Annotated in this window: 23 protein-coding genes; 11 read left to right on the forward strand and 12 right to left on the reverse strand. The window is 50.3% G+C overall.

Going from position 1 to position 25,696, the window contains the following annotated elements; all coding sequences use genetic code 11:
* Positions 1-44: 44 nt before the first annotated feature.
* The 3 genes from ACO0LD_RS28015 to ACO0LD_RS28025 form a co-directional block, all read right to left on the reverse strand.
* Complete coding sequence (locus ACO0LD_RS28015) at positions 45-761, reverse strand: glutathione S-transferase (protein ID WP_423012170.1); 717 nt, start codon at positions 759-761, stop codon at positions 45-47.
* Positions 762-863: 102 nt separating this feature from the next.
* On the reverse strand, positions 864-1,598 hold the full coding sequence (locus ACO0LD_RS28020; RefSeq protein ID WP_423012172.1) for a DNA-formamidopyrimidine glycosylase family protein: 735 nt from the start codon (positions 1,596-1,598) through the stop codon (positions 864-866).
* A 235-nt stretch (positions 1,599-1,833) separates the two neighbouring features.
* Positions 1,834-2,313 (reverse strand): DUF3455 domain-containing protein, encoded by a 480-nt coding sequence (locus tag ACO0LD_RS28025; protein WP_423012258.1) that lies wholly within the window; start codon positions 2,311-2,313, stop codon positions 1,834-1,836.
* Positions 2,314-2,632: 319 nt separating this feature from the next.
* Between ACO0LD_RS28025 and ACO0LD_RS28030 the strand changes: the two genes are divergently transcribed.
* A complete protein-coding gene (locus ACO0LD_RS28030) occupies positions 2,633-3,199 on the forward strand; it encodes a hypothetical protein (protein WP_423012174.1) in 567 nt (188 codons plus the stop codon).
* 23 nt (positions 3,200-3,222) lie between these two features.
* Here ACO0LD_RS28030 and ACO0LD_RS28035 read toward each other — a convergent pair whose 3' ends face one another.
* The gene (locus tag ACO0LD_RS28035) at positions 3,223-4,206 is read right to left on the reverse strand and encodes an endonuclease/exonuclease/phosphatase family protein (RefSeq protein ID WP_423012176.1); all 984 of its coding nucleotides are present in this window, start codon (positions 4,204-4,206) and stop codon (positions 3,223-3,225) included.
* A 229-nt stretch (positions 4,207-4,435) separates the two neighbouring features.
* Between ACO0LD_RS28035 and ACO0LD_RS28040 the strand changes: the two genes are divergently transcribed.
* On the forward strand, positions 4,436-5,629 hold the full coding sequence (locus ACO0LD_RS28040) for a glycerophosphodiester phosphodiesterase (protein ID WP_423012178.1): 1,194 nt from the start codon (positions 4,436-4,438) through the stop codon (positions 5,627-5,629).
* Between the two features lie 66 nt (positions 5,630-5,695).
* On the opposite strand, the gene ACO0LD_RS28045 is transcribed toward ACO0LD_RS28040, so the two are convergent.
* The 3 genes from ACO0LD_RS28045 to ACO0LD_RS28055 all read right to left on the reverse strand — a co-directional run bounded on the left by ACO0LD_RS28045 (position 5,696) and on the right by ACO0LD_RS28055 (position 8,148).
* Positions 5,696-6,895, reverse strand: a complete 1,200-nt coding sequence (locus ACO0LD_RS28045; protein ID WP_423012180.1) for a hypothetical protein — start codon at positions 6,893-6,895, stop codon at positions 5,696-5,698.
* A gap of 262 nt (positions 6,896-7,157) precedes the next feature.
* Positions 7,158-7,946 carry a zeta toxin family protein gene (locus ACO0LD_RS28050; RefSeq protein ID WP_423012182.1) on the reverse strand — a complete coding sequence of 263 codons (789 nt, stop codon included), beginning with the start codon at positions 7,944-7,946 and terminating at the stop codon, positions 7,158-7,160.
* Positions 7,939-8,148 carry a hypothetical protein gene (locus tag ACO0LD_RS28055; RefSeq protein WP_423012184.1) on the reverse strand — a complete coding sequence of 70 codons (210 nt, stop codon included), beginning with the start codon at positions 8,146-8,148 and terminating at the stop codon, positions 7,939-7,941. The genes ACO0LD_RS28050 and ACO0LD_RS28055 overlap by 8 nt, the downstream gene beginning before the upstream one ends.
* Positions 8,149-8,603: 455 nt before the next feature.
* On the opposite strand from ACO0LD_RS28055, the gene ACO0LD_RS28060 reads away from it, so the two are divergent.
* Complete coding sequence (locus ACO0LD_RS28060) at positions 8,604-9,797, forward strand: RNA ligase RtcB family protein (protein ID WP_423012186.1); 1,194 nt, start codon at positions 8,604-8,606, stop codon at positions 9,795-9,797.
* Complete coding sequence (gene prfH, locus ACO0LD_RS28065; RefSeq protein ID WP_423012188.1) at positions 9,797-10,429, forward strand: peptide chain release factor H; 633 nt, start codon at positions 9,797-9,799, stop codon at positions 10,427-10,429. The genes ACO0LD_RS28060 and prfH overlap by 1 nt, the downstream gene beginning before the upstream one ends.
* Here the strand turns inward: prfH and ACO0LD_RS28070 are convergent.
* Positions 10,426-10,881, reverse strand: a complete 456-nt coding sequence (locus tag ACO0LD_RS28070; protein ID WP_423012190.1) for a MerR family transcriptional regulator — start codon at positions 10,879-10,881, stop codon at positions 10,426-10,428. The genes prfH and ACO0LD_RS28070 overlap by 4 nt on opposite strands.
* 165 nt (positions 10,882-11,046) lie before the next feature.
* On the opposite strand from ACO0LD_RS28070, the gene ACO0LD_RS28075 reads away from it, so the two are divergent.
* Both ACO0LD_RS28075 and ACO0LD_RS28080 read left to right on the forward strand, forming a co-directional pair.
* Positions 11,047-13,473 (forward strand): penicillin acylase family protein, encoded by a 2,427-nt coding sequence (locus tag ACO0LD_RS28075; RefSeq protein WP_423012192.1) that lies wholly within the window; start codon positions 11,047-11,049, stop codon positions 13,471-13,473.
* Positions 13,474-13,669: 196 nt separating this feature from the next.
* Entirely contained in the window at positions 13,670-17,107 is a 3,438-nt protein-coding gene (locus ACO0LD_RS28080; RefSeq protein ID WP_423012194.1) for a S8 family serine peptidase, read from the forward strand.
* A gap of 46 nt (positions 17,108-17,153) precedes the next feature.
* On the opposite strand, the gene ACO0LD_RS28085 is transcribed toward ACO0LD_RS28080, so the two are convergent.
* The 4 genes from ACO0LD_RS28085 to ACO0LD_RS28100 all read right to left on the reverse strand — a co-directional run bounded on the left by ACO0LD_RS28085 (position 17,154) and on the right by ACO0LD_RS28100 (position 20,981).
* On the reverse strand, positions 17,154-18,266 hold the full coding sequence (locus tag ACO0LD_RS28085) for an AI-2E family transporter (RefSeq protein WP_423012196.1): 1,113 nt from the start codon (positions 18,264-18,266) through the stop codon (positions 17,154-17,156).
* A complete protein-coding gene (locus ACO0LD_RS28090; protein WP_423012198.1) occupies positions 18,263-18,745 on the reverse strand; it encodes a cyclic nucleotide-binding domain-containing protein in 483 nt (160 codons plus the stop codon). The genes ACO0LD_RS28085 and ACO0LD_RS28090 overlap by 4 nt, the downstream gene beginning before the upstream one ends.
* 323 nt (positions 18,746-19,068) lie before the next feature.
* Complete coding sequence (locus tag ACO0LD_RS28095; RefSeq protein WP_423012200.1) at positions 19,069-20,049, reverse strand: aldo/keto reductase; 981 nt, start codon at positions 20,047-20,049, stop codon at positions 19,069-19,071.
* The gene (locus ACO0LD_RS28100) at positions 20,046-20,981 is read right to left on the reverse strand and encodes a DMT family transporter (protein WP_423012202.1); all 936 of its coding nucleotides are present in this window, start codon (positions 20,979-20,981) and stop codon (positions 20,046-20,048) included. The genes ACO0LD_RS28095 and ACO0LD_RS28100 overlap by 4 nt, the downstream gene beginning before the upstream one ends.
* A gap of 119 nt (positions 20,982-21,100) precedes the next feature.
* On the opposite strand from ACO0LD_RS28100, the gene ACO0LD_RS28105 reads away from it, so the two are divergent.
* The 5 genes from ACO0LD_RS28105 to ACO0LD_RS28125 all read left to right on the forward strand — a co-directional run bounded on the left by ACO0LD_RS28105 (position 21,101) and on the right by ACO0LD_RS28125 (position 25,690).
* Positions 21,101-22,003, forward strand: a complete 903-nt coding sequence (locus ACO0LD_RS28105; protein ID WP_423012204.1) for a LysR family transcriptional regulator — start codon at positions 21,101-21,103, stop codon at positions 22,001-22,003.
* 151 nt (positions 22,004-22,154) lie between these two features.
* Positions 22,155-23,366: an acyl-CoA dehydrogenase family protein gene (locus ACO0LD_RS28110; protein WP_423012206.1), complete on the forward strand. Its 1,212-nt coding sequence runs from the start codon at positions 22,155-22,157 to the stop codon at positions 23,364-23,366.
* 12 nt (positions 23,367-23,378) lie between these two features.
* On the forward strand, positions 23,379-24,176 hold the full coding sequence (locus ACO0LD_RS28115) for a methionine ABC transporter ATP-binding protein (protein ID WP_423012208.1): 798 nt from the start codon (positions 23,379-23,381) through the stop codon (positions 24,174-24,176).
* Complete coding sequence (locus ACO0LD_RS28120; RefSeq protein WP_423012210.1) at positions 24,169-24,831, forward strand: methionine ABC transporter permease; 663 nt, start codon at positions 24,169-24,171, stop codon at positions 24,829-24,831. Before ACO0LD_RS28115 ends, ACO0LD_RS28120 begins: the two co-directional genes overlap by 8 nt.
* 28 nt (positions 24,832-24,859) lie before the next feature.
* Entirely contained in the window at positions 24,860-25,690 is an 831-nt protein-coding gene (locus ACO0LD_RS28125) for a MetQ/NlpA family ABC transporter substrate-binding protein (protein ID WP_423012212.1), read from the forward strand.
* Positions 25,691-25,696 lie beyond the last annotated feature (6 nt).

Consider the following 25,696-nt stretch of genomic DNA (forward strand, 5'->3'; position numbering starts at 1 on the left):
TTCTTGCGAGGATGAAATTTCACTCTTTCATTACACTAATTTATCTAAACACCTATTACTTTTTTCATCGATGCGCCGATCTTGCCACCACAATAGGCATCACCGTAATCTTCGCTTGCTTTAGCTGCGAGCTTGACCAGGGGAGGTAGCGCGCTGACGCGTCGTGACAGGTTTGCCGTCATGGGCGCTGTCTTCTCAAGTAGTTTTTTGATTTTGGGAAAGTGCCCGTCTAAAGTCGACCACAAAGTGGCTGTCACGATATCAGCAATGCCAGGCGCCTCGCCGCCTAATAGAAAGCCGCTGTTTGTTTGCATGCCGTATCGTCTACCTGTCTCTTCCCATAGCGACATCCACTTTTGCAATCTTGGAATGAATTCCGTCCAACGTTTTTCGGTCCACATCTGGCGCCCGCCATCCAGAGTGATTTCGTCGATGACGTCATTGGCATCATTGACTATTTTCATTGTCATGGCGCGTAGTTCCGGTGTTGCTGGCATGAGGTCTAGTGTTTCGCCAAGATACAGCACGATGGCTGGCATTTCGGCGATGGCGAATCTTGTTTTTTTGTCGACGAGTATTGGTGGCCCCATGAAGGGTACTGGCATATCCTCTATCGGCCCGCTCATGAGCTTCAGGGTAGACGCATCGTCGGCCTCTACCCAGGTTTTCCCGGCGCATGCCAGGATCGCCCGTACAAACTGACCACGGAACGGTACCGACCAATAGTACAGCTCATAATCAGGAACATTTGAGGTGCTCATGGCATTATCCTTTGCTCAATAACTTGCAATTCATATGGTGCACTCATCTGGGCGACAAGAAAAATCTTGTCACCGTATGTCATCTTCAATAATAGTCTCTTTCTAAGCATATTTCTTCTGACACTTCTCACAATAAAAAGCCCGGCGCTTTTTATACCCGAGATGTGTTTTCAGGAATGGGATATGGCATCGCGGGCAAATTTTTTTGGTATGTGCAAGCCAGTGCTGTTTCAAAACAAAGGCTTTTTTCCATTCGAGAAATTCAAAACTATATTGCCTTGCCTGCGTCACCATTTCCGACAATTTTGCACTTGATAAACTGCCGACTAGCGAAAGAGGATGCAGGCGGATTCTGAACAGGACTTCATTCTTGATGATATTACCAACGCCAGAAAAAATATCCTGTTCCAGCAAGGCGTCACAAACATACATAGAAGCATGGTCGCGTAATTTCTTGCGCGCGGCTGCGGCATCCCAGTTGTCTGACATGACATCGGCGGTCCAGTCATAATGGGTATTGATATCACCTTCGAGATATTTGATTGAGCAGGTATAAAAATTGAGTTCTTCACCGTCCTGAAATGACAGAGACAGACGCGGAACTGCGTCTTTTTGTTCATTGATACGGTAACTGCCAAACATCAGGAGATGTATGCGTACCGTGAAATCGTCAAAGACGATCAGGAAGTGCTTGCCCCAGGTGCGCACGGCCTTGATCTTTTGATTTGCCATGCGTGACATATCCATTTTCGCGTTGCCATGTGCTTTCTTCACGGTTTTGCCTGAAAAGCCGTTGGCTGCTTCCTGCAAAATACGGATGGATGGGCCTTCAGGCATGGCTGCCCCTTATCAAGGTTTTGTTTGTAAGTAAGGAGTTTGCTGCAGATAAGGGAGATGAACTATAGGAAAACTCTGAGAAAGATGTAGGACATCTATTGGATCTGAAATGCTATTCCTACGCTTGATACAGGCACTGTTCAGAAAGTCACGAAATGTAATCGCAAAAAAAGACGGTGCAGCAAGAATTTGCTGCACCGGCCAATAATCAGGTAACAACTACTTTACAGGCAGATCATTTCCAAAAAATATAATCCGCCTGGTAATTCACCGTTTGTTTGCTACCCACGCTGCCTGTATCACATGTGCTTGATGGTGCTACCCCACCTTTGGTTGCTACGCGCTGGATGTACGTAACACCTGTCATTGCGCCGCTGCCTGTCGCTGGATTGGCTTTGACCAACTGATAAGGGATATTACCTGCGCTTGCGGGTGCAACTGCTACCTGGGTAGCGGTAACTTTGGAGCCGTCCAGGTTTTCCCATGTCGCGGGTGGGCCATAGTATTTGCCGACCTTGCTGCCGCTGCGGTCAGTCAGTGTAGCGTCCGGGCCGACGAAAGCCCATTCAAACTGCCCAGCCATGTCTTTCTTGGCGCGGCATTCATAGGTGATCAGCCCTGCACCAACGGTTTGCATGGCGACCTTATTGCCTGCTGGAACCTTGACTGCATCTGGCAAGCTGTCTTGCGAGTAGGTGGCTGCCATGGGGCTCATGGAAGTACAGCCTGCCAATATTGCGCTTGCCAGCACGGTGGAGATGCCAGCGGCGCGGGATGCGGTAGTCAAAGTGAAGGCGTTCATGTAAGGCTCCTGAGTAGTGGTTGAGGTATCAGTCTTTGAGACCAATATGTCAGATACGTACCAGATGCCCGATCGGATTCATTATTTTTTAAATAAATCGACCCTGGATTCAAATATCTGGCCTGGACGTTTTTTCTCAATGGCAATTTGTTTCGCTGTAAAATTACCTGCAACATACCCGGACATAGTAAGCACAGTGTGATGTCCGCAACTTGAAGAGAAAAACATCAACATGAACAGACATCCGGCCCAGGCCGATAAAGATTTGCGCGCCCTGCTCAGGGCGAATAAACAAACGCTCAAGGGCATGATGTTGCCACAGGCTTTGAGCCTGATGAGCACTTATTACCAGGATGTGCGTGACTACGATGTCATCCCCGCTGAAGGTGACGGCCTGGTGGTGTATGACGACATTACCAATCGCGGGCGCGGTACGCGTTTTGAAATAGGTATAGTGCGTCTGTTTTGCTTGCCTTCTGATAAGGCAAGCACAGAGCCACAGCCTGCCCTGCGTTTGCGGCTGCGCCTGTGCTACAAGTTCGACATGGATGTTGCCACCGGTATTTTGCCGGAAGACACATGGTCTTATCACTGCTGGTCAATCACAGGCGTCGCAGACATGCTTGAAAAATTGACGCACGAGACTGCTTATCAAGTTCTACGTGACAAAGTGCCTGCCGAAGTCAATATCAGTCTGGAGCAGACGACTTATCTGCCATCCAGAAAGCAACCCGCCGCCGATGCCCAGCAAAACTGGTGGGCGGTCTGGGATGTAGACTGGGAAAACCAACTTTACTGAGCAACAGCAAAGCGTGCATCAACTCACTTCGACTTTGCCTGAATAATTTGATTCAGGCGAAAACCTTCAATATCAGTTTTGACTTGTATCCAGACCGGAAAATGATCAGACATCTGGAAGCTGAATTGCTGCACTGTGTAATTTTTACCCGGGTATAGCGCGGCGATATTGGCGCCATCGGCAAAGAAATCGACGACACCACCAGCATTGGTAAAATTCTCAGGCACTGTCGGCAAATGCAATATCTGGTCATAGCGTGCATTGCCCTTCAGATTAGAACCACCAATGGTGCGCTTGCCAGCTTTTAACTGCACCAGTGGTTTGGGTATCTGCAAACCGCAGTCAACCAGAGCTGCGAAAATCTCATCCTTGATGGTGGGGGTATTGAAATCGCCAAAGACGAGCAAGTCGTGGTCCTCGACATATTTGCTGGCAAAGCGACGCTTGATCCAGTTGCTGAAGCGCTGCAATTCATCGCGCCGTGCGTCATTGCTGTCACCCCATCTGGCATGCAAAGCCAGCGCCAGGAAATCAAAGTTGCCTGCCCTGAATGAACACAGGTAAGGCGCACGCCAGAAAGATTCCTTGGTGACCCATTCAGTCCCTTCCTTTACTCGTTGTGCATCCACTTCTGCAGCCAGCCCTGTATGCGTTACTGCCCTCCTGTCGTATAGAAAGGCAGTGCGTTCATCATTGCCACCACGGTCATCAGACCAGTCTGAATACACCGCGCGCCATGAATCACCCAGATAAGTCATGACCTTGCCGAGGTCTTCGAGATTATTGCGCAATTCAACGATGGCTATCAGGTCAAATTGGCCCAGAATTTCTGCGATGTAATGTATCGAGGCATCATTACGCGGCACCTTGCCAAACTCTCGGATATTCCAGGTGGCGATGTTGATAGTTTCATCCAGTTTGGACGAGGGAATCTTTGCTTCATCCAGACTCTTTTTCAACACCAGCAAGCCTGCTGCAACTTCTGCGGATACTTTGCCGTGATGCATGATTACTCCTTTGAAAGTGAAGATACAAGGAACTACAGCACCGCTGAATGGAATGCGGATGAATCAACGCGTACTAGAAAAAAAATGTGTGAATTGCCACATTGGCATTCATCATAGCATCGCAAAACCAGGCGAAAAATATTTTTAAGACAAGTGTAACAATTGTAACTCTGTCATTACATCGTCATACATAACTTATATCGTCGCTCTTTTTTACCGAGAGACGCTCATGCAAGCTACACGCACTCCAGAATATTTATTGGCATCATCCCTGTTGGTTTTGCTCAGCGCCTGCGGTGGCAATAGCCTGCAGCCTCTACCTACGCTGAATGGCGAAAAACCTTTGGTCGTTGCCCACCGCGGTGCCTCTGGCTATTTGCCCGAAGAGACTTATGAAGCCTACGTAAAAGCGATTGACCTGGGTGCAGATGCGATAGAACCAGATCTGATTTCGACCAAAGATGGCGTGCTGATTGCGCGTCATGATCCTAATCTGGCGTACAGCACAGATGTAGACAAACACCCTGAATTTGCATCCAGAAAAAAAACCATCGATGTTGATGGCGAAACGCAAATCGGCTGGTTTGCCAGCGATTTTACGTTTGCAGAAATCAAGACACTGGGTGGCATATCCACGGATGCCGAGCGCCCACAACAATTCAACGGCCTGTATAAAATCGTCAGCTTCCAGGAGATCATTGACCTGGTCAAAGCCAAGACAAAAGAGACTGGACGCACCATTGCAGTCTACCCGGAAACCAAAAACCCCAGCTACCACCGCGCCCTTGGTTTGCCACTGGAAGACAAGCTCATCGACCTTATCACCAAGGCGGGCTGGAATGATAAAACTGCCCCTGTCTTTGTGCAGTCATTTGAACCGGGCAGCTTGAAAGAATTGCGCAAGAAAGGCTTAAACGTCAAGCTGGTGCAATTGATTGATGCAGATGACGTGGATTTAAAAACCGGTGCACTGACCTTTGCAGCACCTTACGACAGACCTTATGATTGGGCACTGGCTGGTGACAAGCGCCTGTTCAGCGACATGGTGACACCTGCCGGTCTGGCCGAAATCAAGACCTATGCTGATGGCATAGGTCCGTGGAAGCGTTACATTGTCAGCGTCAAGGGTACAGTGGGTGCCGATGGCAAACTGGTGGATGTGAATGGCGATGGCAAGATCAATGAAACCGATGCGACTACTCTGGCCCCCACCAGCCTGATCAGCGATGCGCACAAGGCTGGCTTACTGGTGCACCCTTACACTTTCCGTAATGAAAAGCGCCGCCTTGCAGCCAACTACAATGGTGACCCAAAGGCAGAATACCTGCAATTCTTCCGTCTTGGTATTGACGGCATGTTCTCTGACTTTGCCGACACCGCACTGGCTGCACGTGCAGATTATTTGAAAGAAACTGGCCGTTGATCTTCCTGATCAGTGCATGACAAGCTCAGGCCCGGAGTGCTTTCACTTCGTGCCTGAGCTGCTGCACTACAAGCCTTTGGCCAATGTACCCAGACGGGTAATATCATTGATCAGGAAAGCCGGTACGCAAGGGATATGCTCTGCCGGTTTGACCGGGCAATCCATGCGGTCTATCAAAGTCCCGGCACCGCGCCTGGTCATGGCCTGGAAGGCTGAGTCAGTATTTCCATAAGGTACAGTCGTATCATCACGACCATGAAAGAATGAGATCGGCGATTGCGGTGTCCAATCATTGACATTGCTTTGTGCCGTGATAGCGGCATCATCATCGTTGAGGAAGTTGTCGAGGAAGGTAGGGTCAAAGCTGATATCGCTATTGTTGCCCAGTGCGGACGACAATAACAAATTGCGCACATTGGCCCTGTCATTTGCACCCAGTTTTTTCAAGAAGCCGGGGCTGATAAGCGCACCGACAATCGGGTTCTCTTTGCGTACAGCATCCAGCATCGCGTTCAGTGTCAACACCACATCGTAAGGCCCGGCACCAATGAAGGTGCTGACGGGCAAAGCGCCAGTCCGGTTTTGTGTCAGGTAGCGCAAAGTCGCCATGGTCGCATAGGCACCTTCAGAATAGCCAGTTAAAAACACCTGACCATTCTCAGCAATAGATTTCATTTGCCGCCAGCGTGAATTGGCCGTCATAAAGTCTGCTACCGAAAGCGCAGTCGGCGTCGCAAGCAAATACGGATGTGGCAAGCCCTTGGTAGTACCATAACCTACATAATCAGTGGCACTGACCAGATAACCCATGGAGGCAAACAGCACTGCCGGCTCATCTGCTGTAGCATGGTTGCTCGGTGCCTCGGCATTGGTTTTGATGGTTGCATGCTGGTAACCGAGTACCGGGCTGGCCAGGCTGCCAGTCTTGCGCGGGATGGCTGCAAGGCCTGAGGCAATCACGCTGCGGCCACTGGTATCAGTCGTGGTGTAAGTGATCTTGTAAGTATCAACTGCGTACAGAGGCTTGACTACTGCCGTCACTTCTTTTGGCAAGGCAGCCGTCACTTCAGCAGCACTGATGGTTTTGATAAAGGTGGCAGCCTCAAAATGGCCAGGGCCAGGAGGATTGGCGACATCCGGGGTGGTGACAACGGGCGTAGTCACCGGGCTGGACGAAGAACCGCCGCCGCATGCAGTTATCATCAGGCAGGCTGCAAGACTGAGCATTGCGCCTGGTGATGTGTGTTTTAATAAATAGAATTTCATATTCTTTTCCATTATTTCTGAGGTGTGGCTGGCCAGCAAATATGGCACGTATGTATGTGGCAATTCTTCATGTTGACAGCGATCTGACCAGATATGCATGATCACATTACATTGAAGCAAGAGCTTAAAACTACGCGCAAGCGCGTACAAACAGCCAAATACATTTGCCGCATCTAGCTATAACGGCAAAGAGCGGAATCGGATGACAAAAATCAAGAAGAGATAAGCGGAGTGATCGCACTCTTATTGCAATGCCATCACCTCATGGCTTTGGTTTATCCAACCTGGTCGATTCGTTGACAGTGGCAATCAGTCGATTCGAAGGGCTATCTTGCCCTGATAATGCATTGGTACTGGCATTGTCAATTGCGGTCGATTTTTCCGACTTTTGCGTTTCCTTCAAAGGAGTTGCAGTAATTTCGTTCGCTTTTTCTGCTAATTTTGATTGAGACTGGCTGGTTTGCATACCCGCCACAATTTTTGTCTCTATCGCTTTAATCCAGTTTGGTGACTCTTTATCCGTGAGATGAGTGATCTGATTATTTTCAATCTTCAGGTAAGTGACAGGGGTTGCACCAGAATTGTCACGTATCAAGGTCTTGTCACAAATCGCGACGGCCTTGACCAGGTTTTCCTGGCTTTCTGCATATCGTCTTCTGATGACATCTTCATCAATATGGTGGCCGCCTTTAGCTACACGATTGGCTACCCGCTCTACATTGACATCCGCACTGTTTAGCCCGACGTAGCGCAATTGCACCTGGAACCCGGCAGCTTTGGCTTCATCCATACGCCTGAGTATGCCATTACCGGTCAGCGTGGTTTCCATCGTAAATGAGGTTTTTGCTACAAGGGCTTGTTTGAACTGGTGTATTGCTTCCCGGCCTGCTGCGACATCAACAGCGCGTGGGTCTTGTGGATTCATGACGCGGGCGATGGCGTCGGGGTCTATATGTTTGCTAATCTTGCTGCCGGAGTCGATGTCGCGCAAAGTGGATTTGCCAGAGCCATTCGTGCCACCATAAAACAGGGCGATGGGACGCTCACTCATGTTTCGACTTTTCTACAGGTACATCATGCACGCGCGTAATGATTCCATCAGGAGTACGCCTGACCAGATAACCTTGCTCATCGACATAACTGATGGTCTCAGTCTCGTTGAGTTTTTTGATATGTTCTGCAAACTTCTTGTCCAGTTCCAACTCATGCAGATCATCTTCACTTAATTTATTTTCTTGATTCGGCTGACTCATTTTTATTCCTGATCACGACAAAGAAATTGAAAAATACATACTTCAGTTTTTGATTCTAGACGCTTGATGCAGAAAGAATAAACGAAGTTGCAATATGTTACGCCGTTGATATAGCAGGCTTTAATATCGCTGCATCAATTTTATTGTGTGGCAAACATGAAAAATTTCTTGCCAAAACCAAAAAGCATCGGCTACTATCAAACTCTCACCTCAACCAATTCATCTGAAAGGAGATACACATGCGACTACTACAAAACCTCTCTCCTTCATTGGGTCTGGTTTTTTGCTGCCTGCATTAATTTGTATTTCAGCGTGCGTATTTCATCGCGCTGTTAATACAGCGTACACGTCTGCAAGCATTTCATCTTAGTCTTCATCTTGTCAGCATCTGCTGGTGATTTGATACGTCTATACCAGCGCCCAATTCCTTAAAAGATATTATTTGGAATTCCTCTATGGGCAATTTTATTCAGCAATTGTCTGAGCGCGTATCCGTGATCGCCTCTGACCGCTTGTGGCTTGAAGACAGCGCAATACAGCAACTCAAGACCACAGCACAATTAACACATATGGTAGGCGTAGTTGGCTTGCCTGATTTACACCCGGGTCGTGGCTACCCCGTGGGCGCAGCATTTTTATCGCAAGACCATTTCTACCCTGCACTGGTTGGCAATGACATAGGCTGCGGCATGAGCCTGTATCAAACTGACCTGGCGATCAACAAGGTCAAACTGGATAAACTCGACAAGCAAATCGGTAATCTGGATGAGCCTGTCGATGAAGATGAGTGGCAGCAATTGCTCAGCCTTGATCCTGACCTGGCAGTTAAAAAACAGGCAGTCGCAGATGGCTTGCTGGCGGCAGGACTGGATTTACTGCAAATGCGCTCACTGGGCACTATCGGTGGCGGCAATCATTTTGCCGAACTGCAAATCACTGACAGAGTCGATGATGCAAGCAGCTATGACGCAGTAAACCTGCATGCCAAACGCGTGCAATTACTGGTGCACAGCGGCTCGCGTGGTCTCGGGCAATTCATCTTGCGTCAGCATGTGGATGCACATAGTCACGCTGGCCTGGTAAGTGATAGCAAAGCAGCGACAGATTACTTGCGCAAGCATGATGCAGCGCTGGCATATGCGGCACTAAACCGCGCCATGATCGCAGCACGCATCTTGCGTCGCCTGCGTTGCAATGGCGAATTGATACTCGATGTGCATCACAATCTCGTCACCCCTGTAAAAGCGGATGGCAAGAGTTTGTGGTTGCATCGTAAAGGTGCCAGCCCCAGTGATCAGGGTCTGGTGATGTTGCCGGGTTCGCGTGGTGACTATAGCTATTTGCTGCAACCAAAAACAGAGAATGGCGCAGCCAGTTTGTATTCACTGGCGCATGGTGCTGGCCGAAAATGGCAGCGTACTGATTGCAAGGAAAGGTTGTTCAAACTGGCGACACCAGATCAACTGAGCCGCACAGAATTTGGCAGCCGCGTGATATGTGCAGACCGTGCCCTGATCTATGAAGAAGCACCGCAAGTCTATAAAAATCTGGACAGTGTGCTCGACTGCTTGCTGGGTGCAGACCTGGTGACTGTCATATCTCGCAGCAAGCCACTGCTGACCTACAAAACACGTGGGGAGTGCTGCTGATGCTATATCTACAAATCACCGCGAATACTGGCCCGGCAGAATGTTGCCTGGCTGTTGCCAAGGCTTTGCAGTTATTCAATAAAGAGGCGACAAAAGCGGGCATTACTGCGCGCATCATCGAGCAACTGGATGGCCCGTATGCTGGCAGCCTGCGTTCTGCCTTGCTGGAATTGACCAGTGATAAAAGTGAGGATGCAGTACTGGAACTGGCACAGGCATGGGAAGGTAGCCTGCTATGGATCTGCAATAGTCCCTATCGTCTGGGCCATAAACGCAAGAACTGGTTTTTGGGCTGCAAAGTATTTCAGGCTGGCAGCACTATGCCTGAAAGTGAAATACGTTATGAAGCCACACGCGCATCCGGTCCTGGCGGCCAGCATGTCAACAAGACTGACAGTGCTATCCGCGCCACGCATATCGCCACCGGCATTTCAGTCAAGGTACAGACTGAACGCAGCCAGCATGCCAACAAACGCCTGGCTGCGCAATTACTGAGTAGCAAACTGGCTGAATTGCATGCGGCAAAAGAACGTGACAGCAAGGCTGAAAGACGTATGCAACATCACGATACAGAAAGGGGAAATGCCAAACGAGTGTTTGCAGGCATGGATTTCAAGGAACAAAAAGCTTAAAGCCTTTTTGCGACAGGCTTCTTGAAAGCCTTCTTTGCCATTGCCACACCAGCACCGCTGCCGCTATCGGTGGCGGTGCTTTGTGCGCTTGTTACTGGCAACTCTGGTTTGCAAGTCAGCAAGGCAAAGGTCGCTTGCAATTCTTTTTTAAGGGTTTTCAACTGACGCATGTGCGCGTCTATCTGGGCCATCTTGTTCAATAATTGTTGTTCAATGTCAGCACGGGCGAACTTGCCTTCTGCCAGGCGGGGCATAATGGCCAGAATTTCTGACAGGGAAAATCCCAAAGACTGCGCGCCACGTACAAAACGCAATGTTTGTATGTCTGCATCGCCATACTTGCGGTAACCATTATCCTGGCGCGCGGCAGGCTTGATGATGCCCTGCTTTTCATAGTAGCGCACTGTGTCGGTCGATACTTCGCAGGCATTCGCAAACTGGCTGATATTCATAGGCTGCTCCAGATTGAAATCTTTCTTGACTATGGAGTTTAGTCCAGGCTTTAGGCTGACGACAAGTGCTATTAACGCTTGACGGTTTTACACGCATGCTAAATGATATGGGAGCTGAATAAAAAATAATCGGTGGTCAGTCATTGATCAATCGAAGGAGACTACATGAGTAAATTTGTTAAACGTACTGCCATAGGCCTGATGGTCTTATTGGCACTGGGTGGTACTGCTGGGTATCTGAAACTGCGCAGTTCCGGTCATCCACAAATCGATGGTGAGATGCAGTTGGCTGGTTTGACTGCACCAGTCAAAGTCTTGCGCGATGAGTTGGGGATACCCTATATTTTTGCCAGCAATACCCCTGACCTGTTGCGGGCACAAGGTTTTGTCACTGCGCAAAACCGCTTGATGCAGATGGAATTATTCCGCGCAACCTGGCGTGGCGAATTGTCAGCCATCCTGGGTGCAGAGACTGTGCCCAGCGATATACGCATGCGGGTGCTCGGCATACGCCGCAACGGTGAGCGCCATGCAGAAAAACTCAGCCCTGAATCACGAGCATTCTTTCAACATTATGTCGACGGCATCAATGCCTATATCAAATCTTATCCCGGTGAACATCCCATAGAACTCAAGGCCATAGGCCTGGTACCGCAAGCCTGGACGGTGGCTGACCTGGTGGCGCTGGTGCACTACATCCATTACACCCACTCAACCAATTTCAAGGCGGAAGTCATTGCGCAAAAACTCATTGATCATCTGGGCATGGAAAAAGCACGCGAGATTTTCCCGCTGACTGTCAATCCTGACTGGAAGACTGTACCCACGACAGCCATCACGCAAGCAGCAAACCAGCAGGCACAGTCTGCACAATTGAACCTGGCATGGAGTGATTTGAATATCGCACCAGAGACTTTGAATCATCAAGGGCTGGGTTCGAACAACTGGGCTATTGGCCCATCGCGCTCGCAATCAGGCAAAGCCATGGTGGCGAATGACCCGCATCTGGATAACCGCATCTTGCCGGGCACCTGGCATCCCGTAGGTCTGTTCACACCCGAGATACAGGCCGTGGGTGCGGCCATACCCGGCATGCCTGGCATTATGGTGGGACGCAACAAACATGTGGCTTTTGGTGTCACGAATGCCTATGGCGATGTGCAGGATTTGTATGTAGAAAGCCTGGACCCGGCCAATAAAGATCATTACATGGATGGTGGCCGCAGCGTGCCTTTCGCGGTCATCAATGAAACTATACGCATCAAGGACAAGAGTGCAGCAAGCGGCTACCGGGATCAGCCCCTGATCATCCGTTTCACCAAGCGCGGGCCAGTGATCACCGACCATCCCGGCCTTGGCCCCAAGGGCGACAAGTTGCTGGTCTTACGTTCAACTGATGCCGAAGTACTGACGCCGCAAATCGGCATAGAAGGCATGCTGACTGCCGCCAATGCCGCTGACTTTGACAAGCAAGTACAAAAGATAGATTTGATGATGTTCAATTTTGTCTTTGGTGATGATCAGGGAACTATCGCTCACCGTGCCACTGGTGCGGTTCCGATACGCTCTGGTGCTGACGGCGGCTTCCCGCGCCTGCCACCAGCAGACGGCAGTGATGACTGGACAGGCTTTATTCCCAAGGACAAGATGCCGGGCATGATTAATCCGGCACGTGCCTGGGTGGGCACCGCCAATCATGATACCCGTCCTGAAGATTTCCCCTGGTATTACACCAATTATGTCTCACCGAATTATCGTTATACCCGCATAGGACAGGTACTCGGTGCTGCACAAAAAATGACGGTGGAAGATCACTGGAAACTCATGCATGACAGTCGTAACCTGCAATCAGATGCCTTGCGCCCTGCCCTTATCGCTGCGCTGGAAAATGATCCTGCACAAAAAGAACTCGCAAGCATACTAAAAAATTGGGATGGCAGGGATGATGCGGCCCTCGCTGCACCGTTGGTGTACCAGGCACTCTACAGAGAAGTCGTGATAGGCACTTTCAGTGATGAACTCGGCGACGATGTTGCGAAGGACATGCTGTCTACCTGGTATTTCTGGCAGCAGCGTTTTGATACCCTGCTGGCCAAGCCAGACTCGATCTGGTTTGATGATGTGCGCACCAAGGACAAACGCGAAACCCTGGCCGATGTGATACGCGCGGCAGCACCGCGCGCCCGTGCAGAAATCGAAGCCCTGCAAGGTAAAGATACATCGCAGTGGCGCTGGGGCAAGTCGCATACCGTACGCTTTGTCAGCCCCTTGCGCCGCAATGGCGCAGGTCAGGAATTGCTGGGTGGTTTTACTGTTGAACGCTCTGGCAGTGGCGAGACTGTCAGCCGTGGTGTCTATGATTTCCAGAAACCGTATGAATCGAATTTCTTCGCGTCCATGCAAGTCATCATGGACTTTGGTGATAATGAAAAAATCGAAGCTGCCATGGCGGGTGGTGTCAGCGAAAGGCATTTCCAGCCTCATCAAAATGACATGGCCAAACTATGGGCAAAAGATGAGCGCAGACCCTGGTGGTTTGCGCCTGGCAAGGTGGAAGCCCATGCAAAAAATAAAGTCATATTGAAACCGTAAATAAGCCAAAACATGAACTAAAAACAGGTCGGACTGATTTTGATACCAACATTGTGACTGGCCTGTTTATTTTTAAGAATTTGCACAAAAAATAGCGATCTGATTTGAATACTGCAAATGCCCGCAGAGAAAGTAGTTAACTTTAAGGACTATCGGTTAAAATTGCTCTAACATTTGCTTACAATTAGAGAGTCGCATGCCGTCCTTTGAACAATACCAAGACATACCTGGCAATACTGATACTTTTGCCTATCTTGCCGTGAGCGGTACTGTATACGGCCGTATAGATAGCAAACTGGATACTGACTGGTATTTCATGGAGATGCAGGCCGGCGTGAAATATACGGTGACGCTTAACTCTCTGACGACAGGCATGAATCTGAACCTGGTTTTGCGCGACAACAATGGCAAATTGTTGTACACCGTACCTGTTTCAGCCAATAGCAACGCTGGCATTTTTAACACACCAGCGATAGGCGGTACTTACTACTGGTCAGTAGAAGGTACCGGAGCCACAGGAAATTATTCCATCAGTGTGGTCAGCAGCAGTGCCGATGACTATACAGAAAATACTCAAACCAGTAGTGTATTGACATTGGGCCAGGTAAAAACCGGGGCGCTGGAAGTATGGTCAGATGCAGACTGGCATATGGTCAACCTTCAGGCAGGCCACACCTATACCATCTCCGATGTTGGCGGCACGTTGACTGATCCATTCCTGCGAATTTTTTCAAAGGAAGACGCCAGCAATCTAGCTTATTCTGCCTCTGGTTCATTGACATTCACACCTACGGTCAGTGGCAATTATTATGTGGATATCAGCTCAAACTCCTTTAGAGGAACAGGTAGCTATCAACTAAAGGTAACGGATGTCCAGGCTGCACAGCTACCAACGATACAGGTAGCTACTCAGGCAATTAATCGCACGAGCAGCGGAACCAGCGAAATGGTGTTCACGCTCAAGTTATCTGCAGCCTCTTCCTCCCCTGTCACTGTGCTCGTGAAGAGCCTGGGTGAAACTGCCCAGCCGGGGATTGATTATCAATTGGTTAATCAGACCGTCACTTTTGCAGCAAACAGCACAACCGCCACAGTCAAAGTACCCATTTATGGTAACAGCAGCTTACTACCTGCGGTGGCATTTGAGCTCAACCTCAGCAATGCTGTTGGTGCCACAATCAAACCCAATTACTATGACGCGACAGGCACTTTGCAAAACTCACGGCAGGCAGATGCATGGGGTGTGATTTTTGGTTCAGACTATGGGCCAAGCGGCTATCTGCCTAGTGATGGTTACTTCCCGTATCAATGGTATTTATTTACAACCAGGACCGAACTGGCCTGGAGTCATGCTACCGGCAAAGGCATCAAGATCGCCGTTTTTGACCAGGGTATTGATGCCACCAATACTGATCTGACCAGCAATACCAGGCCTGGCGTCAAGGCCTATGACTTGTCGTCAGGCGGTTCCCCCGTACTCGCCAGCGACAACCACGGCACGCTGGTTGCAGGCGTCATTGGTGCTGCGCGTGATGGAAAAGGGATAGTCGGTGCTGCCTACAATGCACAATTGATCCCTATCTACACATCATCTGCCTACGGTCAAAAATATTTGATCGAAATCAAAAATGCCTTCACCTATGCGAAGTCATTTGACATACTGAATAATTCCTGGGGTTACGGTAACCTGCTGGCACAGAGCACCAATTGGGCTTTTCTCGACAATGCCAATTCTCCCGACTTTGCTCCCGCCTTTAAAGCCCTGCAAGACTTGGTGACAACTGGCCGCAATGGTCTTGGCACGATCGTGGTCCAGTCTGCCGGTAATTCATACAGCGTTGGTGACGACACGAATTTGCATAATTTTCAGAATAGCCGTTACATCATCACTGTTGGTTCAACAGATTATTTTGGCAATGATTCTGGTTTCAGCACGACTGGCGCATCGATACTGGTATCTGCTCCGGGTGGTGCTGGCTACCGGGACTACAACAGTATCTTTACGACTGACCGCAGTGGTACTGCGGGTGAGAACATTTTTGATTTTGCATTGTCTGATGGCACTTCATTTTCTGCCCCTCTGGTATCGGGCATTATTGCTTTAATGCTGGAGGTCAATCCCCAGCTCGGCTACCGTGACGTACAGCAAATCCTTGCCTATACCGCTACCCAGACTGGCGATGCCAGTTCCTGGATCAGCAATGGTGCAAAAGACTGGAATGGTGGCGGTTTGAAATTTGAAGCTGTCACGCAATCATCTGGCTTTGGCCAGGTTGATGCGCTTGCCGCTGTACGATTGGCCGAAACCTGGAACACGCCAGCACAAACAGTCGCCAATACAAAAGAATTTATCGCCAGCAAGACCGCCAACCTGGCTATTCCAGACAACGATAGAACCGGGGTTAACAGCACTATCCAAGTTTCCAGTAACCTGGTGGTAGAGCGGGTTGATGTGACCGTCAATATTACCCATACATTTATCGGTGACCTGGAAATTATCCTGTTCTCGCCTACCGGTACGGCGAGTTATCTGATGTACCGCCCGTCCAAAGGCAGTCTCAGCGCCTTTGGATCAAGCCAGGACAATATCCATTTCACTTTTGATACCGTGCTGGATATGGGAGAAGCGGCGAGCGGCAACTGGACCCTGAATGTACGTGATCTGGCTAACGGCTCAACCGGCACATTTGATAGCTGGAGCATAGATCTGATCGGCCACACCAGCAGCAACAATCATACCTTCGTATACACCAGTGCGTTTCCGGACCTGGTCAAGGCAGATGCAAGCCGTGGTATTTTGAGTGACCCAAATGGCGGTGTCGATACCATCAATGCAGGCGCGCTGGGTTCCAATAACCGCATTGATCTAAGTGGCCTCACTGCTTCCAGTTTGAATGGCGGTGCCTTGACGATCGCCAAAGACACCATTATCCAGAATGCCTATGGCGGTGATGGTGACGATATGCTCATCGCAAATGCCAAGGGTAGCTTGTTGTATGGCATGGGTGGCTATGACACTTTACTGGGTGGCATAGGTAACGATACCCTGGTCGGTGGCAAAGGCAATGACAGTCTTGACGGTGGTGCGGGCTTTGATACTGGCTTATATGAAAGTGCCCGATCAAATTATGTCATCAGCAAAAATGGCAACGGTTTTACCGTCAAAGATTCAAGCGGCGTCAATGGTACAGACAGTGTGGTGAATGTGGAACGCCTGAATTTTTCGGATACTTCAGTCGCGCTTGATGTCAGTGGCATTGCAGGGCAGGCATACCGTATTTACCAGGCGGCATTCGCCCGCAAACCTGATCTGGCAGGTCTTGGATATTGGATTGCAGACATGGATAAGGGCAGTAGCCTCACTACTGTTGCAGCAGGCTTTTTCCAGTCCAAGGAATTTCAGTCCTTATATGGCATCAACCCTGGCACGGATGCCCTGATTACCCTGCTGTATGCCAATGTGTTACACAGGACACCAGATCAGGCAGGGCTGGATTATTGGCGTGCCGAGCTCTCCAGCGGCCACATCACTTCAGCGGGTGTATTGGCCAGTTTTTCAGAGAGCCAGGAAAATCAGGCGCAGGTCATAGGTTCAATACAAAACGGTATAGATTACCAGGCTTATCACGCCTGAGCTGTGTAGATTATCGGGCACGCCGCACCGGATAAATGCAGGCCAGCTATTGCAAATCTGCGCTGGCCTGCTTTTCCCTGATGAGTTTGGCGTGCCGGTATCTTGCCCGCAGGCGGGGATTGGTAATAACGCGCCCCAGAGTCTCACCTACCACCATGGCAACACCCAGTATCGGCAGTGCCAGCATCAGGCCAGGGATACCGGCCAGCTCACCACCTATAAAAATCATCAACACCGAAATCAGGGGATGCATGTGCAAGCTGCGTCCCAGTGTCATTGGCATGAAGATAAAATCATCCAGCAAACGAACCACGATGAATACCGTGATGGCTCCGTAAGCCAGCAGGGGGGTGTCTGGCGCATCGGTAGAAGCCACCAGGACGACCATGATGCAACCGATCACCGAACCGACAAAAGGCACCCACGCCAGGATGGCCGATATCAAGGCCAGTGTGAACGGGGCAGATATGCCTATGGACCACAAACCCAGTGCCAGAATAACAGTGTCTATCAGCGTCAGCTTCAGCAAACCCTGGAAATAGCGACGCGCAGTCTGCCCAATTTCATGCATGAGGAACAGGGTTTCTTCAAAAAAAGCATTCGGCACAGCCCGAGCCAAAAATTGCTTGAACTTGCGACCATCGCGCAAGAAAAAGAAAGTCAGGAAAGGTGTCAAAAATACCGCTGGCAATACCGCCGCCATGGAAACCAAAATGTTGGCAACATATTGCTGCGCAAAATTATCGGTGTTACTCGCCATCCATGCATTCACCGATTCACTGGCATGAGCCTTGCGCAGTATGGAAAAATTTTCCTCCATGGACTGCATGGAATTGCGCACAAAACGTATACCGCCATCCACATAATGCGTGAACATCTCTTGCAAAGACCCCGCTCGCAAAGTGAATTTATTAATGATATAGGTCAGCACCAGAGCCAGCACTATGAAAAAAACACCACCGACCAGAGTCGCGGCCAATTCACGCGGCAAACCCAGCAGGCTCAGGCGCGCCACTGCAGGCACGAGTATGTAATACAGTATCATTGCAAACATGAACGGTATCAGCAGCCACAACACCTTGGGCAGTAAAAATAGCAGCAGGCAAGTCGAGGCCAGTACACACAGCCATACGATGGGGCCAGATTGACGCTGGTTCACAAGACCTCACTGCGTGAAACATCGTCGAGGGAATCACGCAGGCGGCGACTGTTCAGGCGAGCCAGTTCCAGCGAAATTTTGTAACCGATGACGGCATTGGTTTCCAGTAAAGAGCTGAAGTCGGCGCGAAAAAATACCGCCACCTCACAATTCTCTGCCGCCTTGGCCTGGGCGCTGCGAGGAGAGTTATCCAGCAAAGCCACGTCACCAAAAAAATTGCCTTCGGTCAGGTTGGCAATGAATTCATCACCATGCTCACGCCTGCGGTTAATACTCACTATGCCAGACAGGATGATATACAGTGCCTGTCCTTCCTCACCTTCATCAAAGATGATTTCATTGGCAAGATACTGCCTGTCGTGCAGCATGCCATCGATAATCTTTAATTCGCGGGGACTAAGGGTGGCGAACAATGACATACCTGACAAGCGTTGCAGGCGATAAGAGGCAGGAGGTTGCCTTATCCAGGTGAGTGTCATGTGCGTCCTTTATTATTGATAGCAGAGCAATCTACAATTATGCTGTACCCAGCGGCCCTTGCCCATGAAAATCTCATGCGTGGTACACAGGAGTTACACTAAAAACGTAGATATTAGCACCACAAATCGTGCAAAGACACTCTCACATTTGTTTTCCACGCCCTGGCACCACATTTGCAATCTGTCTCAGAACGGCAGGACGTCAAGCACACATGCAGGCCGGGTTCAGGATGCATGTGTGTATGAACAAGCAACAACCGGGCGATTAAAGTACGGTTTTCATCAGCAGATCTGGGTTCTCAATGAATCAGCATTGGTGCAGATCATCTGTCCACCATGGCCATTCTCTCTTTACTATAACGTTCGCCTGCCACAGTTTGCATTGCCAGGCCCAGGGCTTGCATATCTGCATTGTCCAGTACGACATCGCCGGCATGCAGATTTTCTTCCAGATACTTCACTCGCTTGGTACCTGGGATGGCGACAATATCCTGCCCCTGATGCATGACCCAGGCCAGCGCCAGTTGAGCGGGGCTGATATTTTTAGTTCTGGCAATTGCCGTGACCTGGTCGGCTGCCTGCATATTGCGATCAAAATTCTCACCCTGCAAACGCGGATCAAGATGGCGAAAATCGGTCGCAGGATAAGCTTCAGCGCGCAGTGCGCTACCGCTGAGAAATCCACGGCCCAGAGGGCTGAACGGTACCAGGCCTATACCCAGTTCTCGCAAAAGCGGCAAAATCTGGTCTTCCAGATTGCGCTCCCATAAGGAATATTCGCTTTGCAATGCACTGATGGGGTGGGTCGCATGCGCGCGCCGTATGGTATTGACACCCGCTTCTGACAAGCCCAAAAACCGCACTTTGCCTTGTTGTACCAAATCAGCCATGCAGCCTACGACTTCTTCGATCGGGATAGCGGGATCTACCCTGTGCTGATACAAAAGATCAATATAATCGGTACCCAGCCTTTGCAAAGAACCTTCAACCGCAAGACGTATATGTTTGGGATGGCTGTCCAGGCCAGTTATTTGATTATTCTCGATCTTGAAACCGAATTTCGTGGCGATCACGACCTCACTGCGCCTGCCTTGCAAGGCTTTGCCTAGCAAAGCTTCGTTGGCATAAGGGCCGTATTGTTCTGCCGTATCAAAAAAATTCAACCCCAGTTCAAGCGCCCTGTGGATGGTGGCTATGCTTTCATTTTCATCGGCAGCGCCATAGGCTGTACTCATGCCCATGCATCCCAGCCCAAGCTCAGATACGAGCAAACCTTGTTGTCCCAGTTCACGAGTTTTCATCATTTGATTCCATTTTTAAAATTCAAAGTACGCATCAACATAAGCAGATTCCAGTCACGCTGATTTGCCAGCACGGCTATCAAGATCATCGCCATGCCCAGCAATTGCAGAGCACTCAAGACCGTAGAAAAAAACCACACATCGACAAGCAAAGCCACCAGTGGATAAATAAAGGACAGCGTAGCGATACTTACCACTGGTAGCTTTTGAAAAGCATCGTACATGAGTTTATACATCAGTCCTGTATGTACAAAGCCCAGCAGCAATAAACTGCCCCAGCTTTGCCAGTGCCAGCTCCAGTTTGATAAATCTGCCATCGGCGCCAATACCACGGCACCCGTGAGCAGTTGCAAACCGGCGATCTGCGCCGGGGCTATACCTTGCAGCTTCCGGGTCGCCAGGGTAGCGAATGCATACAGCAATGCGGCCAGCAAGGCCAGCCCGGCTCCTGCCAAGGCCTGGCTAAAATGCCCGTCAGCATTGCGCAGGAAGTCTTGCTGGATATCCAGACCCGAGCTGAGCACAACCCCAGCAAAAGCCAGTAGCAAAAAAGGCAGCTTGCGCCAGATCTGCCCATCTCTTCGCGTCATGGCCAGCAAGATCAGTAAAAAGAAGGGTTGTACATGATAGACCACCGTGGCAATCGAAATGCTGCTGAGCCTGTAAGCAGAAAACAGACATAGCCAGTTGACGATGAGGGCAGCGGCCCCCAGCGTGAGCCATTTCACTTGCCGGACATTCAAGTTCTGCCAAACACCTTGCCAGTACAGCAAGGCCAGCAGGCTGAGGCCGCCGATCAGGCAGCGCAATAAAACCACCGTCATGGCTGGCTGGCCGCTGGCCAGCACGAACAGGCCTATGGTGCCGGACAATGTCATTGCCACTACCATTTGCCATTTTCCAGAATTCCCGGAATTACCAGAGTTGCTATTCATCGTATCCGCCTGCTTCTGATTTAAGTAACTTCCATTATCGACAAACTGACACTCTTCAACAATAAGCATAAAATACAAATGATTATTGCCTCACAGGCAAAAATAAAAGGACATGCTTGATGGAAATGCTCAATGAAATGGCGATCTTTGCCCAGGTAGTGGAAAGCGGCAGTTTTTCTGCGGCGGCCCGGCAACTGGGGGTGAATACCTCGGCCATCAGTCGCCATATCACCCGGCTGGAAGCGCATATGGGTGGCAGGCTATTGCAAAGAACCACGCGCTCATTTGCCCTGACCGAACTGGGGCAGGAAGTGCTGACCGGCAGCATGCGCATCTTGCAGGCAGCGCGTGAAACCCATGCGCTGGCGGGTACTTACAGCCAGCATCCCAGCGGCGTGATACGTGTGACTGCCCCTGTCGTGCTTGGCGAAGTCTGGTTGGCCCCTTTACTGCCGGGCTTTCTGGAAGCCTATCCCGATGTGTCTGTGCGCCTCACGCTGGTAGACCATACCCTGGACCTCATCGATGAAGGGGTAGATCTGGCGATACGCATTTCGCGAGAACTTGCACCTGGACTGGCGGCCCGGCCACTGGGCAAGATGCGCTACGTACTGGTGGCTACCCCAGATTATCTGCAACAGTCTGGCTATCCTGCAGAGCCAAATGAATTGACAGCACATCGCTGTATTTATCTGGGCTATGGCAGTTTTGATGATCACTGGACCATGCAAAAGGGCAAGCAACAATGCAATGTGCAAATCCCGGCACGACTGACCATCAACAATAGTTCCGCCATACTCGCTGCCACTCTGGCTGGTGGTGGCATAGGCCTGGTCCCGGACTTTACGGCACGTGCTGCCATCGCCGCGAAACAGGTGGAAATTGTTTTACCGGATTGGGAGTTTTGCGCACCTTATACGGGCAAAATTTATGCTGTTTACACACCCGGTAAACATCTGGCCCTGAAGATCAGGGTCTTCATCGATTATTTGCTACAGGCACAAAACTCATCGACATCATAAGCAAAGTCATCATGCGCATTTCAACTATCCAATCTTGGTTTTCTTCATAGGTCAATAACGCATAAGGTAAGCTGGATTTGTTCGTGTACGCGCATAAGGAGCAATGTAATACTGATTTTTCAGATCATTTAGAAATATCAGGTTTGCCATCATGCCTTTTGCCCTGCACAGCCGCGCCCTACCTACCGCTACTTCAGACCAGCAAGAAGACGCACTGGCTATTGCCACTGCTTTGGCTGGTCAACTGGCCAGCACCGCCATTGAACGTGACCGCGCAGGCGGGCATGCGCAGCAAGAGCGCGAATGGATACGCGCCTCGGGCTTGCTGACACTTTCCATCCCGGTAGAATTTGGTGGTCAGGGTGCGGACTGGTCGCTGGTGTTCCAGGTCATACGCCTGCTGGCCAAGGCCGACAGCGCGCTGGCTCATGTGTTCGCTTTCCATCACTTGCAACTCGCTGGTATACAGCTGTATGGCAATGCACAGCAACAGCGCCGCTTGCTGGCAGCCACGGTAGAACAAAGATTTTTCTGGGGCAATGCTCTTAACCCTCTGGACAAGCGCACTACGGCAACAAGGACGGATGGTGGTTTTATCCTGAATGGCATCAAGAGTTTTTCATCTGGCTCTGTGGGTGCAGAATGGCTGACGATCTCTGCCTGGGATGATGCCACCCAAAGTGCCCTGATTGCCGCTGTTCCGACCAATCAAAAAGGAATCTCGGTACAAGCCGACTGGGACGCCTTTGGTCAAAAGCAGACGGATAGTGGCAATGTGCATTTTGAAAATGTCTTCCTGCCTGCCGATCTGGTGTTGCAAGCGCCAGCAACATTGCCAACCGCACAGGCCACTCTGCGCTCGCAAGTTGCCCAACTCATCATGACGAATCTGTACCTGGGCATAGGACTGGGTGCCTTTGATGCAGCACGCCAATATACAAAAGAGCAGGCCAAGGCATGGTTTGCTGCGGGTGTGGATAAAGCCACGGACGACCCTTTCATACAACATCGCTATGGCGAACTGTGGTTGCTATTGCGCCCGGCAGTTGCGCTGGCAGACCAGGCTGCAGCGAGTCTGGAAAAGGCTTTTCGCCAGGGACCACTGGTCACGGCAGAAACCAGGGGTGAACTGGCGATTGCCGTGGCAGAAGCAAAATGCCTGGCGCACCGCGCTGGCATAGAAGTCAGCTCGCAAATGTTTGAACTGACTGGTGCCCGTTCCACCTCGGCACGCTATGGCTATGACAGGTTCTGGCGCAATGTCAGGGTACATACCCTGCATGATCCCATCGATTACAAATTGCGCGATCTGGGCCGCTATGTATTGAATGGCAGCCTTCCTGAACCTACTGCATATTCTTGATCGGCAATAAACGTGAGTACACCTCTTATACAAATACAGTCTGTCAGCAAGGCTTTCCCTCTACCGGATGGCAAGACTTTTCATGCAGTCAAATCTGTCAGCCTCGACATTGAACAGGGCGATATCTTTGGCCTGATAGGCAAGAGTGGCGCTGGTAAATCAACGCTGCTGCGTTTGATCAATTTGCTTGAACGTCCGGATAGCGGTGCAGTCATAGTCGCCGGGCAGGAACTGACCAGACTCGGTAAAAAAGAGTTGCGGGTCGCCAGGCAAAACATAGGCATGATATTCCAGCAATTCAATCTGCTACAAAACGCCAGTGTGTTTGAGAACGTGGCCTTCCCATTGAGAATACACACGAAGCAAAGCAGGCATGAAATTGCTGAGCGTGTTGCTGAATGCCTGGACATCGTCGGCCTCGCCAACAAGACGAACAGCTATCCAGCTCAATTATCCGGCGGACAAAAACAGCGCGTGGCAATTGCCCGTGCGCTGGCCAGCAAACCCAATGTGGTCTTGTGCGATGAACCTACCTCGGCACTGGATGCAGAAACTACACGCGAAGTGCTCGATACCCTGCGTGATATCAACCAGCGCCTGGGCGTCACTATCGTCATCGTCAGCCACGAACTATCTGTGCTCAGTACCATCTGCAATAAGGTAGCCGTTATCGAAGACGGTGAAATTGCCGAGAGTTTTTCATTGGCTGACACGGGTATCCTGCGCAAGACTGCGCTCGGTCGTGAGCTGGCTTTCCATGGTCAGGAGAATGGCAGCAATGCACAGTGGAAGGAATTAAGCCATGTTTGAAAACCTGATTTCATTATTGCCTGAACTGGGTACCGCCGCATTACAGACTTTCACCATGCTGGCCATAGGCCTGAGCGCAGCGGTGCTGATAGGCGGCCCGCTGGGTGTCTTGCTTTTCCTGGTGGGTGACGGTCAGTCGCTGCAAAACCGTCCATTGGCAGTTTTCCTGGGCTGGCTGGTGAATACCATACGCTCATTCCCCTTCATTATTTTGCTGGTGGCGCTCGTGCCTTTCACACGTTTTATAGTCGGCACCTCAATAGGCCCGCTGGCAGCAGCCGTGCCCTTGTCGATTGCGGCCATCCCCTATTTCGCCCGCTTGGTAGAGCAGAGTTTTCGTGAAGTACCACGCGGCGTGATTGAAGCTGCGCATGCCATGGGCGCGTCTGAGTTGCAAATCATTGTCCGTGTCTTGCTGGTGGAAGCACGCAGTGGCCTGGTGCTGGCACTGACGGTATTAGCGATCAGTTTCCTGTCTTACTCTGCTGTAGCAGGCGTGGTTGGAGGCGGTGGCATAGGTGACCTGGCGATACGCTATGGTTACTACCGTTTCCAGACCGACGTCATGTTCATCACGGTTGCCCTGCTGATCGCACTGGTACAGATCATACAGTTCACGGGAAACCGCATTGCCCGCCATATCGATAAACGCTAATTCTTTAATTTTTCAAAAGGACATCATCATGTATCGTCGCCCATTCCTCCTCGGTGCACTGACTCTTGCACTTGCCACTACCCTGACTACTTCAGCATTTGCCAAAGACCCGAAAGAACTGGTGATAGGCACCAGTGCTGGCCCTTATGCTGACCAGGTCAAACTGGGTATCAAACCCATACTGGAAAAACAGGGTTACAAGGTCAAGGTCGTTGAATTCAATGATTACATCCAGCCTAATTTTGCACTGGCAGAAGGCTCACTGGATGCAAATGCCTTCCAGCACATCATCTATCTGAAGAAATTCTCGACCGACAATAAACTGGCACTGTCGGAATTGATCAAGGTGCCAACTGCACCGATTGCCATCTACAGTAAAAAGCACAAGTCCCTGAACGAAGTCAAAGAGGGAACGACAGTCGCCTTGCCCAATGATCCGACCAACCAGGCGCGTGCGCTGGTCTTGCTGGATCAACTGGGCTGGATCAAGCTGAAGGCAAATATCGACCCTATCCGTGCATCTGAAAAAGATGTGGCGGATAACCTCAAGAAAATCAAACTGATACCGCTGGAAGCAGCACAACTGCCACGCTCTCTCGAAGATACAGATTTCTCTTTCGTGAATGGCAATTTCGCACTGGCGTCTGGCCTCAAACTAAATGATGCGCTGGCGCGTGAAAAAATCTCTGCCAATTATCAAAACCTGGTTGCCATACGCACTGATGACAAGAGCAAGCCCTGGGTAAAAGACCTGGAAGCAGCTTACCGTTCCAAAGAATTTCTGGAAGTGACGAATAAGCATTTCGCCGGTTTCTCCAAACCAGATTATCAACAGGCACTTGAAGTCGCAGCCAAGTAGATATTT

Origin of the sequence: Undibacterium sp. Ji83W (genome assembly GCF_049340385.1) — a bacterium.
Taxonomy (GTDB): domain Bacteria; phylum Pseudomonadota; class Gammaproteobacteria; order Burkholderiales; family Burkholderiaceae_D; genus Undibacterium.

Excerpts from the sequence above, each read along its gene's own strand:
- ACO0LD_RS28030 (WP_423012174.1), top strand. The coding sequence starts at position 2,633 with ATGAACAGACATCCGGCCCAGGCCGATAAAGATTTGCGCGCCCTGCTC.
- ACO0LD_RS28040 (WP_423012178.1), top strand. The coding sequence starts at position 4,436 with ATGCAAGCTACACGCACTCCAGAATATTTATTGGCATCATCCCTGTTG.
- ACO0LD_RS28125 (WP_423012212.1), top strand. The coding sequence starts at position 24,860 with ATGTATCGTCGCCCATTCCTCCTCGGTGCACTGACTCTTGCACTTGCC.
- ACO0LD_RS28020 (WP_423012172.1), bottom strand. The coding sequence starts at position 1,598 with ATGCCTGAAGGCCCATCCATCCGTATTTTGCAGGAAGCAGCCAACGGC.
- prfH (WP_423012188.1), top strand. The coding sequence starts at position 9,797 with ATGCTATATCTACAAATCACCGCGAATACTGGCCCGGCAGAATGTTGC.
- ACO0LD_RS28110 (WP_423012206.1), top strand. The coding sequence starts at position 22,155 with ATGCCTTTTGCCCTGCACAGCCGCGCCCTACCTACCGCTACTTCAGAC.
- ACO0LD_RS28035 (WP_423012176.1), bottom strand. The coding sequence starts at position 4,206 with ATGCATCACGGCAAAGTATCCGCAGAAGTTGCAGCAGGCTTGCTGGTG.
- ACO0LD_RS28060 (WP_423012186.1), top strand. The coding sequence starts at position 8,604 with ATGGGCAATTTTATTCAGCAATTGTCTGAGCGCGTATCCGTGATCGCC.
- ACO0LD_RS28095 (WP_423012200.1), bottom strand. The coding sequence starts at position 20,049 with ATGATGAAAACTCGTGAACTGGGACAACAAGGTTTGCTCGTATCTGAG.
- ACO0LD_RS28015 (WP_423012170.1), bottom strand. The coding sequence starts at position 761 with ATGAGCACCTCAAATGTTCCTGATTATGAGCTGTACTATTGGTCGGTA.
- ACO0LD_RS28055 (WP_423012184.1), bottom strand. The coding sequence starts at position 8,148 with ATGAGTCAGCCGAATCAAGAAAATAAATTAAGTGAAGATGATCTGCAT.
- ACO0LD_RS28105 (WP_423012204.1), top strand. The coding sequence starts at position 21,101 with ATGGAAATGCTCAATGAAATGGCGATCTTTGCCCAGGTAGTGGAAAGC.
- ACO0LD_RS28070 (WP_423012190.1), bottom strand. The coding sequence starts at position 10,881 with ATGAATATCAGCCAGTTTGCGAATGCCTGCGAAGTATCGACCGACACA.
- ACO0LD_RS28050 (WP_423012182.1), bottom strand. The coding sequence starts at position 7,946 with ATGAGTGAGCGTCCCATCGCCCTGTTTTATGGTGGCACGAATGGCTCT.
- ACO0LD_RS28120 (WP_423012210.1), top strand. The coding sequence starts at position 24,169 with ATGTTTGAAAACCTGATTTCATTATTGCCTGAACTGGGTACCGCCGCA.
- ACO0LD_RS28045 (WP_423012180.1), bottom strand. The coding sequence starts at position 6,895 with ATGAAATTCTATTTATTAAAACACACATCACCAGGCGCAATGCTCAGT.
- ACO0LD_RS28090 (WP_423012198.1), bottom strand. The coding sequence starts at position 18,745 with ATGACACTCACCTGGATAAGGCAACCTCCTGCCTCTTATCGCCTGCAA.
- ACO0LD_RS28100 (WP_423012202.1), bottom strand. The coding sequence starts at position 20,981 with ATGAATAGCAACTCTGGTAATTCCGGGAATTCTGGAAAATGGCAAATG.
- ACO0LD_RS28080 (WP_423012194.1), top strand. The coding sequence starts at position 13,670 with ATGCCGTCCTTTGAACAATACCAAGACATACCTGGCAATACTGATACT.
- ACO0LD_RS28025 (WP_423012258.1), bottom strand. The coding sequence starts at position 2,313 with ATGAGCCCCATGGCAGCCACCTACTCGCAAGACAGCTTGCCAGATGCA.
- ACO0LD_RS28075 (WP_423012192.1), top strand. The coding sequence starts at position 11,047 with ATGAGTAAATTTGTTAAACGTACTGCCATAGGCCTGATGGTCTTATTG.